The 11,977-nt window shown below is 67.2% G+C and carries 10 protein-coding genes and 1 tRNA gene; 6 read left to right on the top strand and 5 right to left on the bottom strand.

What is annotated here, in order from left to right; translation table 11 throughout:
* The first annotated feature begins 7 nt into the window (after positions 1-7).
* The 3 genes from phnE (at position 8) to AC1AZA_RS02710 (ending at position 3,821) form a co-directional block, all read left to right on the top strand.
* Positions 8-847 (top strand): phosphonate ABC transporter, permease protein PhnE, encoded by an 840-nt coding sequence (phnE, locus tag AC1AZA_RS02720; RefSeq protein WP_476513218.1) that lies wholly within the window; start codon positions 8-10, stop codon positions 845-847.
* A gap of 90 nt (positions 848-937) precedes the next feature.
* On the top strand, positions 938-2,527 hold the full coding sequence (locus tag AC1AZA_RS02715) for a bifunctional metallophosphatase/5'-nucleotidase (protein WP_476513217.1): 1,590 nt from the start codon (positions 938-940) through the stop codon (positions 2,525-2,527).
* Positions 2,528-2,708: 181 nt separating this feature from the next.
* The gene (locus tag AC1AZA_RS02710) at positions 2,709-3,821 is read left to right on the top strand and encodes a MurR/RpiR family transcriptional regulator (RefSeq protein WP_476513216.1); all 1,113 of its coding nucleotides are present in this window, start codon (positions 2,709-2,711) and stop codon (positions 3,819-3,821) included.
* Between the two features lie 39 nt (positions 3,822-3,860).
* Here the strand turns inward: AC1AZA_RS02710 and AC1AZA_RS02705 are convergent, their stop codons facing one another.
* Positions 3,861-5,312, bottom strand: a complete 1,452-nt coding sequence (locus AC1AZA_RS02705; protein ID WP_476513215.1) for a DHA2 family efflux MFS transporter permease subunit — start codon at positions 5,310-5,312, stop codon at positions 3,861-3,863.
* The gene (locus AC1AZA_RS02700) at positions 5,302-5,805 is read right to left on the bottom strand and encodes a MarR family winged helix-turn-helix transcriptional regulator (RefSeq protein WP_476513214.1); all 504 of its coding nucleotides are present in this window, start codon (positions 5,803-5,805) and stop codon (positions 5,302-5,304) included. Before AC1AZA_RS02700 ends, AC1AZA_RS02705 begins: the two co-directional genes overlap by 11 nt.
* A gap of 236 nt (positions 5,806-6,041) precedes the next feature.
* Between AC1AZA_RS02700 and AC1AZA_RS02695 the strand changes: the two genes are divergently transcribed.
* Positions 6,042-6,971: an EamA family transporter gene (locus AC1AZA_RS02695; RefSeq protein ID WP_476513213.1), complete on the top strand. Its 930-nt coding sequence runs from the start codon at positions 6,042-6,044 to the stop codon at positions 6,969-6,971.
* Here AC1AZA_RS02695 and AC1AZA_RS02690 read toward each other — a convergent pair.
* The 3 genes from AC1AZA_RS02690 to AC1AZA_RS02680 form a co-directional block, all read right to left on the bottom strand.
* On the bottom strand, positions 6,968-7,636 hold the full coding sequence (locus AC1AZA_RS02690; protein ID WP_476513212.1) for an ABC transporter ATP-binding protein: 669 nt from the start codon (positions 7,634-7,636) through the stop codon (positions 6,968-6,970). The two genes, AC1AZA_RS02695 and AC1AZA_RS02690, sit on opposite strands and share 4 nt — an antisense overlap.
* A 101-nt stretch (positions 7,637-7,737) precedes the next feature.
* Positions 7,738-9,828 carry a hypothetical protein gene (locus AC1AZA_RS02685; RefSeq protein WP_476513211.1) on the bottom strand — a complete coding sequence of 697 codons (2,091 nt, stop codon included), beginning with the start codon at positions 9,826-9,828 and terminating at the stop codon, positions 7,738-7,740.
* Positions 9,829-10,000: 172 nt separating this feature from the next.
* Positions 10,001-10,077 (bottom strand) — tRNA-Asp (locus tag AC1AZA_RS02680).
* Positions 10,078-10,601: 524 nt separating this feature from the next.
* On the opposite strand from AC1AZA_RS02680, the gene AC1AZA_RS02675 reads away from it, so the two are divergent.
* Both AC1AZA_RS02675 and AC1AZA_RS02670 read left to right on the top strand, forming a co-directional pair.
* Positions 10,602-11,216 (top strand): HAD family hydrolase, encoded by a 615-nt coding sequence (locus AC1AZA_RS02675; RefSeq protein WP_476513210.1) that lies wholly within the window; start codon positions 10,602-10,604, stop codon positions 11,214-11,216.
* A gap of 226 nt (positions 11,217-11,442) precedes the next feature.
* Positions 11,443-11,949, top strand: coding sequence for a hypothetical protein (locus AC1AZA_RS02670; RefSeq protein WP_476513209.1), 507 nt, complete (start codon positions 11,443-11,445; stop codon positions 11,947-11,949).
* The last annotated feature ends 28 nt before the right edge of the window (positions 11,950-11,977 follow it).

The following is an 11,977-nucleotide window of genomic DNA, read 5'->3' as shown; positions in this document are numbered from 1 at the left end:
AAGCATCATGACCGCAACCAATCCCAACGCAGCCGTCAGGACCGACCTCGCCAAGCTGTACGCCGACCGCCCCCGCTCCACCGCGGGCCGCATCGCGCTCGCCGTGGCGATCGTGGCGCTGCTCGTCTGGTCCTCCACCGGCATCGAGGCGTCCGGTGCGAAGGCGGACAGCGGCTGGACCATCGTGGGCAGCATCCTCAACGGTCTGGCCCACCCGGCGCCGGCGCTGCTGTTCAACCTGACCACCACGGGCGTGCCGTACCTGCTCGTGGAGACCATCGCCATCGCGTTCATGGGCACCGTGGTGGGCGCGATCATCGCCGTGCCGCTCGCGTTCCTGGCCGCCTCGAACCTCATGCCCAAGCCGATCGCGTGGATCGCGAACTTCGCGATCATGGCCATCCGTACCGTCCCGGTGTTCGTCTACGGCATCATGTTCGTGCGCGTCACCGGACCGGGCGCGTTCGCCGGCCTCATGACCATGTCCCTGTGCTCGGTGGGCATGGTGAGCAAGATGTTCATCGAGGCGATCGAGGACCTGGACCGTGGCGTGCTCGAATCGCTGTCGGCCATGGGCCTGAACCGCTGGCAGCAGATCCGCTTCGGCGTGCTGCCGCAGATGATGGCGAGCTTCCTGTCCACGGCCATCTACCGGTTCGACATGAACCTGCGCGACGCCACCATCCTGGGCCTCGTGGGCGCGGGCGGCATCGGCGCGCCGCTCATCTTCGCCATGAACGCCTACCGCTGGAACGAGGCCGCGTCCATTCTGTGGGGGCTCATCGTGCTCATCCTGCTGGTGGAGTACGGCTCCACGAAGATCCGCGCCAAGCTGGCCCGCGGCTGATTTGACCGGCTCGGCGGGACTCGGCTCGGCTCAGCCCGCCGAGTCCCGCCGAGCCGAGTCCTCTGAGCCGAACCCTCTGAAAGGAATTCCATGTCACGCTCCTTCCGCATCTGCTCCACCTCCGACACGCACGGGCACATCTTCCCCGTGGACTACGCGACCGGCAGGCCCAAGGCCTGCGGCCTGCTGGACATCGCCGCGGACGTGCACGCCCTGGCCGCGCAGCCCGGGCCGGACGGCGAGCCGATCCCCACTATCGCCCTGGACGCCGGGGACACGCTGCAGGGCACCCCGTACTCGCAGCTGTTCGTGGGCGGCGACGCCTCCGAAGCGGACCGCGCGGCCGTGCAGGGCCTGCCGCATCCGATCGCTGCGGCGTTCAATGCGGTCGGCTACCGGTTCGTCACGCTCGGCAACCACGACTTCAACTACGGGCGCAAGGCGATCGCCGACTATCTGGACGCGCTGGACGCCGTCTGCGTGTGCGCCAACGTGCGCGACCTCGAGGAACGGCTGCCCATCGAGCGCTACGCCTTCGTGGACCTGCCCAACGGCATCCGGCTGGGCGTGACCGGCATCGTGACTGACTGGGTGAACGTGTGGGAGCGCCCGGAGAACCTCGAGGGTCTGGCCGTGACCGACGCTTTCGCCGCCGCACAGGACATGAGCGTCTTCCTGCGCTCTCGCTGCGACGTGAGCGTGTGCATCTACCACGGCGGCTACGAGCGGGACGTCAAGACCGGGGCCGTGATGAGCGAGACCACCGAGAACCGCGCGTGGCAGATCGCCCACGACCTCGACTTCGACGTGCTCATCTCCGGTCACCAGCACATCTCCATGCCCGGCGCCACCATCAACGGCACCGCCACCGTGCAGACCTGCGCCACGGCCACCGAGTTCGCGGAACTGATCTGCACCCTGGAGGACGACGGCACGTTCCACGCCGACTCCCGGCTCGTGCCCGTGGGCGACCGGCACGAGAGCGAACCCTACGCCACACTGCTGCCGTACGAGGAGCGCACCGAACGCTGGCTCACCGAACCGGTCGGCACGCTCACCCGGCCCATCCCGGACCAATCCCACCTCGACGTGGCCATGCACGGCAGCGAACTGGCGGCCCTGTTCAACGCCGTGCAGCTCGAGGCCTCCGGGGCGCGCATCTCCGCCGCGTCGCTCACCGGCGTGGGCGTGGGCTCCGGGCTGCCCGCCAAGGTGACGGCGAGCGACGTGGCGCAGGCCTACCCGTTCGCCAACACGCTGGCCGTACTGGCCGTCACGCCCGAAGCATTGCGCGCGGCGCTCGAACGCTGTGCCGAATACTTCGATCTGGACAGCGAAGGCCACCCGCGCATCTCCACTCGGTTCCTCAAGCCCAAGGTGGAGCACTACAACTACGACTACTACGCGGGGCTCTCCTACACGTTCGACCTGACGCGTCCGGCCGGCTCGCGCGTCACCTCGCTCGCATTCTCCGACGGCACGCCGCTGCCGGACGGGCCGATCGAGCTGTGCGTCAACAGCTATCGGGCGAGTGGCACCGGCGGCTACGAGGCGCTGGCCGCATGCCCGGTGGTGCGGACCGTCGACGAGTCCATGCAGGGTCTCGTCGCGGACTACCTCAGGCGGCACAGCCCGTGGGAGCCGCGCATCGACGGCGGACCGACGATCGTCTGCTCGTGACCGGGCTGCCGGCCTGAACTTTCCCGCTAGAATGGGTGGCTATTGCGGACGCATCGGGCCCGATCCGCGTCCGCATTCGCTACCATTTTCTGAAGAACGGAGGCCGCTTCGGGCGCACGGCAAAACGTGTCCGCGGGTCAGGGTCACCTGCAATCGGGGGACGCGCGAAAGGTTGGGGAACATGGATATCGAGTCGATGCCGGTCAGGTCACGCATCCTGTCGATGCTGCCGTCACTGCAGACGGCGGAGCGGCGGGTGGCCGAGTTCCTGCTGCAGCATGCGCAGGATGGCGGCGATCTGACCGTCAGCGCTGTGGCCGCCGGGTCCGGGGCGTCAGCCGGAACCGTGGTACGCACCTGCAAATCGCTGGGATACCGCGGCTACCAGCAGGTGCGCGTTCTGCTGGCCCGCGATCGGTCACTGTTCGAGGGATTGCCGGCTGGCGCGCCGATGCCGCCGGCCGGTTCTGCAGCGACACGGCAGCGACGCGGCGAGCATGGCGAAGGCGTTGGCAAGTCAGGCAAGCCGACCGAACCGAGCATGGTCGAGGCACACGGTGCAGTTGACCGCGACGCAGGCAACAGCACCGTCCGGGGCACGGATCGCATTACGGCATCCACTGCAGAACCTATTGCCGTCCACGCCGCAAAGCACGCCACAGAGCGCGCCACCACTTCCGCGGCAACGCCCGCCACGGCATCCGGTCGGGACGGTGGCCTCGATGCGGGTTCCAGCGTGATCCGTCACGCCATGTCGCTCGCCCGCCGCATGCCGGCACTCATGGGCATGCTGTCCACTGCGGATCTGGACGAGACCGTCCGGCTGGCCCGTGAGTCCCGTCGCGTGCTCATCGTGGCCTCGGGACTGTCCGCGCCGATCGGCCAGAGCTTCGCCTCGCGGCTGCTGCGCTGCGGCATCGACGTGAGCGTGCTCGGCGACGTGATGGACCAGCACATTGCCGCCAGCATGCTCGGCAGCGACTGCACGGCGTTCGTGATCTCCGGCTCTGGCGTCAACGCGCATTCCCTGTCCGCCGCGCGCGCGGCCAAACGAGCCGGCGCTCACGTGGTGGCGATGACCTACTTCGCCGCTTCCCCACTCACTTCCCTGGCGGACATCTCGCTCATTCTGGAGCCTCCGGACTTCACGTTCGGTCAGGAGCTCAGGGATGTGTCCCGCGTGGCGCTCATGATCCTCACCGAGTCGATCGGCGCGCAGATCGAACAGGAAGACGACCGTTCAGGCACCGCATTCACCGTCATTTCGCAGCATCTGGAGGACGACGCCGACTGAACGGGTGGGCGTGCGGGCATCCAAGGCCTGCCCGCACGGTCACCGCCCTACGGCCGTGTCCGCATCACCCTCCACCGGAGTCAATTCGACCGGGCACCGCACGGAAAAGCGGAACATGAGTGCAGCGAGCACGATGCCCAGCACCGCGCATCCGGCGAACACGCGCATGCTGGCGGAAAACGCCTGCGGGTAGGGCTCTCTCGCAGAGAATTCGGTGATCAGCGTGCTCGCCACGGCGGTGCCGATCGCACCGGCGAGCTGCTGTACGGTGTTCATTACCGCGGACCCATCGGCGTTGAGCCGCACGGGCAACTGATTCAGCGCATGCGTCTGATCCGGCACGAGCACGAAGCCGGAGAACGCCATGAACACGGCATACGCCACGGCGACCACCCACACACTATCCGAGCAGAACACGAACACCGCGTCCGTCAACATGGTCACGGCAAACCCGACGACGATGAACTTCGGCGGAAAATGCCGCTTGAGCATGCCGCCGATCATCGGTGCCGAGATTGCTCCCACCACGGCGCCGGGCAGAAGCGCCAGAGCCGCCTCGAGGCTTCCCATGCCGAAGCCGCGCTGCAGGAGGATGGGCAGCAGGAAGTTGAGGCCCAGCACGCTGCCGGAGGCCATGAGCAGGATCAGCATGCCGAGCGCAAACCCGCAATGGCCGAACACGCGCACCTGCACCAGCGGCCGGTCCATGCGCAGCTGCATCGCCGCGAAGACCGCCAGCGTCGCCACGGCGAGCGCGAGCATGCCCCAGAACCGCCAGTCGCCCTGCCATGCGGCGAAGAAGCTCACGGCCACGATCAGCGCGGCAAGTCCCACGGCCACCAGCAGCAGGGACGGCACGCTGATCCGCGCCCGCTCCCCCGCGCCGTCGGCATGCCGGATCTCCGGCACGGAGGCCATGCCCAGCGCGAACGCGAACATCAGGAACGGCAGCATGGTGTAGAAGATCCAATGCCAGTTGAGGTATTCCATCACCACACCGCCGAACACCGGGCCGATGGCCGGCGCCGCGCAGGTAACCAGACTCACGATGCCCAGCATCATGCCGCGCTGTTCGAGCGGCGCCTTCTCCAGAATGATGTTGGTGATCAACGGCAGGGAGATGCCGGTGCCGAGCGCCATGACGAGACGCGCGGCCAGCAGCATCGGGAAATTCACGGCAAGAGCGCCGACCAGCGTGCCTGCCGCAAAGATCGACACGGCCGCCACGAACAGGGTTTTGGTGGCGAACCTGCGGACCATGAACGGTGATGCCGGAATGGCCACCGAAAGCAGCAGCAGGTAGCCGGTGGTGAGCCACTGCACCACATCCGCGGAGACGGCGAACTCGGCCATGAGCGTGGAGTAGGCGATGTTGAGCGAGGTCTCCGAGAGGATGCCCAGGAACGTGAGGATCGCGAGCGCCACCACGGCTGCGATGATCCGCCGTTGGACGGGCTTCTTGCCGGAGGTCGAGATTGCTTCAGCGTTCATGGCGTGCCGCCCCTTCCTTGGCTGCGGATTCGGCGCGCTCCCGGTCGGCGCGCATGAGCCGCAGCGTTTCGCCGATCACGGTCACGACGGCCTCGCATTGGTCCACGGTGAGTCCGCCGAGCAGCTCGGCGAGGTGGGCGTGGTACTCCTCCACGTATTCGCGCCGGATGGCAAGCCCCCGCTCGGTAAGCGCGAGGGTGACCGCGCGCCGGTCGGCGGCGCTGGAATGCTTGGTCACGAGGCCGAGGTCGGCCATTTCTCCCACGAGCTTGGTAACGGACGGCGTGGTGACGCCCAGAAATGCGCTCACGTCGCCCACGCGCGCGGCGGGCACGGTCTGCCCGGCCGGCTCGTTGATGTGCCAGATCGCGTCGATCACGTGCACGTAGCGCGGCTTGAACCCGGGCGGCAGGGCCGGCATGAGTTCGGTGATCGTCTTGGCCTTCCAACAGGCGTCCATAAGCCTGCGTACCTCTTCGACCGGCAATGCCATGCCGCGTCTCCTTTCCCACCGCATCGACAGGGTCGCGAACGCGACATCATCCTTCTTCCACGGCAATTAGATACCACACGTCATTACTCTTAGTAACTATATACTGGACCGAGACATCGTCGTCGCAAAACGGACAAAGCACACGGGGCAACGCAGACAGCACGAGCCACGCAGCCGCTATGGACGACGCGAACGCCCCGCCGCAGCCCGCCCATCCGCCGTCGTATCATCGTCCGGTGAACTCATTGCGCAGCACAGGCCCCGAAGCACAGATCCGCCAAACCCCCCAAGGCGTCACGGCCACTGTCGCCGCAGCCGTGACATACGGCACATTCCCGCTGTACTGGGCCGCGCTGGCCGGCGTATCCTCCATGAACGTCATGCTCTACCGCATCGTCACCGCAGCCGTGGTCATGGTCCTGTTCATGTTCGTCACCCGCCGCTGGCGCCGGTTCGTCCGATCGGTCAGGCGCATGCGCTCCACGCCCCGAACGTTCCTGATGGCCGTGGCGGCCGCCGTGCTCGTGACCGTGGACTGGGTGGTCTACATCCACCTCGTGGCGATCGGACGCACATCGGAGGCCAGCGCGGCGAACTTCCTGCTGCCCATCGTCAACATGCTGCTCGCCCTGATCATCCTGCGCGAGCGCACCACCCCGCTGGGCGTCGCCTCCATGCTCATCGCGCTCGCCGGCGCCGCACTGTACATGATCGACACCGGCGCATTCCCCGCCCTCGCCATGCTCATGACCGTAAGCTACAGCGGCTACTGTCTCATCAAGCGCTTCGTGCCGCTCGACCCGTTCGAGTCCCTCACCTTCGAAACCGGCATACTCGCCCCGTTCGCCGCCGTCGCACTGGCCGTCCAGCCGAGGCTCGGCGTGCCCGCGGGCGAACCGTGGTGGGTGTGGGCGCTGCTGGCCGGCTGCGGCATCCTCACCGTCATCCCGTTGATCCTCACGTCGTACGGCGTGAAGCACGCCTCGTTCCTGCTGCTCAGCTTCACCCAGTACATCACCCCCAGCATCCAGCTCATTCTGGGCATCGCGGTGCTGGGCGAACGGGTGCCCGCCCACCGGTTCGTCTCGTTCGCGGTCATCTGGCTGGCGCTTGCGGTCTACACGTTCGATCTGATCCGCCTGCGTCTGCCTCGCACGCGGCGTTAGCGTTCCGTGCACCGCCCGTCGCGTGCATGGGTCAGATCCACCACGCGGTTGCACCGCTCGGCGAGCGCCATGTCGTGCGTGGAGACGATCACGCACGCGCCACGCGCCGCCTCGCCTGCCAGCAGCGCGGTCACCATGTCCCGGTTCGGCTTGTCCAGCGAGGCGGTGGGCTCGTCGGCAAAGATGTACCGCGCCTTGCGCCAGATCGCGCGCGCCACGCCCACCCGCTGCTTCTCCCCGCCGGACAGAAAGCTCACGGTTTCCGCGCCGCGCCCGGCGAGCCCCACCTGCGCCAGCGCCGCCTCCACGTCGGCTGGCACATCGCCGCGCCGGGAGAACAAGCCGCGCGTTCGCATGGTGACGTTGTAGGCGACGGTCTCGTCTTCCACCAGCCCGTAGTCCTGATAGATGAACGCGGCCTTCTGTCTCCAGAACGCGCGGCGGCGGGCGTCCGACCATGTCTCCGAGTCGGAACGCCGGTCGATGAAGATCACGCCTGCGCTCGGAGTGAGCAGCAGTCCCAGAATGCCGAGCATCGTGGTCTTGCCGCAGCCGGATGGGCCGACGAGCGCGGCCATGTCTCCGGGTTTGCAGTCCACGGACACGTCCCTGAGAATCGTATGCCCGCCGATCTCGTAGCCGATGTGTTCGGCGATGATGGCCATGATGGCTCCTTTCATGTCGTTCGTGTTCTTCGTTCGCACTTTTCGTTCGCGTCCCGATTGCCGGTCCGGCCGGCACGATCGTTCCAGCCAACCCGACCGGGCTAGTCCTGCCGGTGCGCCACGCGCTCGAAGGCCCGCGAGGCCGCCCGGCGCAGGAATCCTGCCGTGCAGGCGAGGTACAGCAGTGTGGCCGCCACCGTGGCTTCGGCCGTGACGGCCCACACATTCACGCCGCCCGACGGCTCTGACGGTTCGGGCGTCCGGTAAACGCCGAGCGTGATGAGGACAACCATCACCCAGACGACCGCAAGCATGGGCATTTGCCGCGCGATCCGCCCCAATGCCATGCGCCCGTAGGATTCTCCGGCCGTACGCCGCAGGAAGATCTCGTGAGCCCGCTCGCCCGCCCACACGTTCGCTCCCAGCGCCGCGCACATCGCGATCGCCGCCAGCGCCAGCCCGACCGCGACGACGTTCATGGCGAGCCGGGCCTGCAGCCGCCGCGCCTCGCGCAGCAGTCCGTCCATCACGCGTCCTCGAATCCCCACCACGTCCGCAATGCCGTGGTCCGCGATCGCCCGCTCGGCGGAGGCCAGATCGCCGGCCAGCATGGCACCCTGCGACGTATACGCATCGAGCTCGATGGCGGGAAAGACCCGTGACGGCCCGTCCATGAGCACGATGAGCGGATTGGCCGGTTCCACGATCGTGGACTCGCCGTACGATCCGAGCGCCTCCAGCAACGCCGCCCCGTCGCCCGAGCCGGACACGACCGGGAAGCCTCCGCCGCCCGCAGCGGCGTCCCACCGGTAGCAGGACCGCGATACGTCGAACGTGCCGGCCTCGGCTTCACCGGCGTACACATGGGTGAGTTCGCCACGCAACCCATCCGGCAGCGCGTTCCAGTCCTGCGCCCTGAGCCCGGCGCGATCGACGTGCAGCATGCCGAGCATGGCAGGGTTGACGACCACGACCGCGTCGAACGGAGCGATGGCCGCGCGCACCTGCTTCAGATCCGGCGTACTGCTCGTCCCCTCCTCGACGGGGACGAGCGAATAGCCCAGCGTGGTCATGAAGCCGAGTTTGCCGGCGTCGTCGAGCTGGCGGAGCATGTCGGCCACCTTCCCGGCGCGGGCCATGCGGTATTCCATGGCCGCACCGGCGTTGCCGCTGGCAAGACCCACATACCCGACACCGGTGGTCTCCAGAGCCACCACGTCCGCAGCCTCGCGCCACCGCGCGGACGATGCAAGGCTCTGCCGCGCGCCTTCGGCGGCCTGAGCGCTGCCCGGCAGAATGACAATCGCCGTCATCAGGGCCATCGCAGTAAACACGCCACCGCCCCGGCGAATCATGCGCGTGGGCAGGGCGCGAGAGCCGACGCGGCGGGCGTTCGGCATCATCAGGCGGGCGAACAGGAACGCACCGCCGTACACCACGACCATGAACGCTCCGGCCGCCGCGCCCGTCAGCGCCGCAAACGCCGCCAGATGCCCCGTGCCGTGCCGCACCGCCGTCACCGCGCAGCATGCGAGCCACGCCGCCGCTCCCCAAGGCACGCCGGCTCTTAGCAGCAATGCCGTATCCTCGGTCTGCACCGCCAGCGGAGTTACGCCGTTCATGATCTTGAGGCTGCGCGCCCGGGCCCGCGAACCGCACCACGCCCACGCCAGTCCGAGCGCGAGCAGCAGCATGGCCCACAGCGCCGAGCCGGCCTCGCCGAGCGCCAGATAGCCGAGGAATTCCCGCGCGCCCAGCGTGGCGACCGGCTTCGCCCCGCCTCCGAGGTCCTTTGCCAGCGCCGCCAGATCCTGCGCGGCGGAACGATCGTCCGTGGCGTAGACGCCGGACAGCGTGGCGGATCCGAGCTGCGAGGCGTCCCTGAGCGAGCCACCGCGGTCGGTCGCGTACCAGTCGATCGTGCCGTCGGTGCGAACGTATGCGGTTGGACGGACCCCAAACCATATGACATCGACGTCCCTGAGCGGATCGGCGCCGGAGGCGAGCAGCACGACCGGCGTGCCATGCTCGCCCGCAAGCCGACCTATCCGTTCGACGATCTGATCGCGAGGCATGCCCGAACGCGCAAAGTCCGCGGTGACCGAGTAGCGCATGCCCAACGGGAAGCGTGTTTCCATATCCGCAAGCATGGCACCGGCGAACACCGCGATTACCGCCATTGCCGCCGCCATGCAGATTCTCATCGCATTCCTGAGCATCGTTTGTCCCCCGTCCTGCATTGCAACCTTGCAATGCCCACGGTACGGGGTGTGCGGCGACGGCACCGTCATCCTCCGGGACGATTCGCCGATGAATACAAAAATCCCTCATCCTTGGGGATGACTTCCGGATGAGGGACTCGACTGGCGACCCCGGCCGGACTTGAACCGGTGACCTCCGCCGTGACAGGGCGGCGCTCTAACCAACTGAGCTACGGGGCCGTTGTGCTCCTTGCGGGCACAAGTGGCTATATTACCGATTCCTCGCGATTTGTCACATTCCGGCGTGTCTCACCCGGCCCAGCACCCAGCCTGAGACCCCGAGATTCTCCTTCCGGACGCACGGCGCAACGTAGTTCACGATGCCCGGAGGTAACTGCATTGTCGGGGGCAGATCGAAGCCCCTGCAGGCAGGCATCTGCGCTCGTGGGGGACTTCAAGAGTCGCAACGGCTCTTTCCGCCAGCCGGCCATCACGAGAAAACCGCACGATTCCGCCAATGCTCCATGCAGCACCTCGGCGCCGAATCAATTCTTTCCGCCCGAGAGTACCCCAGGAATGCAGATAGCATTCCGCAACGCGTGAAATCTCCCCCGGGAATGCAGATAGCCGGTATGCAGAAGCCGGTCAACGGTCTGCATGCATCCGTTCCGGTCCGGCTCCCGAGACGGGCAGCGCGCGAGATGCACCGTCCGTCCTATGCTGGCCGGCATTTCATGCAGTGCACGGGGAATACGAGGGAAATCATGAACGGCATCACCGGCGTCATCTTCGACATGTGCGGCGTACTGGTGGACTGGCGGCCCGCACGCGCACTGGATGGCATGTTCTCGCAGGATGCCATAGACGACTTCCTTGCCGAGGACGACCATTGCGGCTTCATGTATTTTGACGATCTACACGACCGCGGCATGGATTACGCCACGCTCCTGCCCGAATACGAGCGGGAATACGGCGCGCGGCCGGGGCTCATGATGCGCGCGTACGCCGCCCATGCCGATCGCGCGCTGGTGGGTACCATGCCCGGCATGGTACCGCTCGTCGCGGAGCTCAGGGCACGCGGCATGCACACGTGGATGCTGACCAATTGGGGCAGGGACACGTGGCCCGCGGTCCGGAGCCGGTTCCCCGGGCTGCTCGGCATGATGGACGGCACGGTGGTATCCGGACTGGAGCCCGGTGGCATCGCAAAGCCGGATCGCGCCTTCTTCGATCTGGCGGTGGAACGGTTCGGCGCGGACCGCGAACGCACGCTGTTCGTGGACGACTCGCCGTTCAACGTGGCGGGAGCCCGGGACGCGGGGCTGCGGGCCGTTCGGTTCGAGTCCGCCCGCAGAACGCGCGAGCTGCTTGGGCTCTGACGCCAGCCCCATGATTTCATGAGCCGGACGCTTTCCGTCCCCGAGCCGGACATCGCTTGCCGGCCAAGCCACACCTGCCTACGATGTCGATTCGTCCACCGTTGTCCATATGGCGGACGTTTTTCATTCACATAGCAATCATGGGGCCGTCCGAAGGGGACGGTCCGCCGCAACGCATAACTGAGTGCCCGCGGCTTCACGAACATCAGGGTGGTGGAGGGTTATTATGGGCGCGTTCTCCTTGACGGCCAACAACAACATCGGTTCCCGGGCGGTATGGACGTCCGTCCCGCTGGGACAGCTGGAATTCCCGCAGGTCCCCGAACCGTACGACGGCGAGTTCGACGACGACTTCTGGCCCAGCCGGCACGAGGAATACAACCGGCTCGAATGGGAAGCCATGGATTGGCGGGCCGTCCGGGAGCAACTGACCAAGACGGCGCAGCGGCTGGAAAACCGCCCCGAGTCCAGCCCCGAACTGGAACTCGACGCGCCGTCGCTGCGCGAACGCACCTTCCTGGAAATGTGGTTCGGCTATGGCGACCCCAGCGTGGAGGCACAGGCGCAGGGAGACGGCCGCTATCTGGTCGGCTACGGGCAGCATCGTATCTGCGCCTATGCCGACTACCCCATGAACGAACGCGACCGCGATCTGATGCACGTCCCGGCCAGCGGCTTCATGCCCGCCGGTCCGCTGCCGGCCGCCACCTGCATTCCCGTGCTGGCCCACTGACCCGAAATCGGACACGCTGCCCCGCCGA

The sequence above is a fragment of the Bifidobacterium sp. LH_389 genome (assembly GCF_056357235.1).
This window is presented reverse-complemented; position numbering and strand designations above follow the sequence as displayed.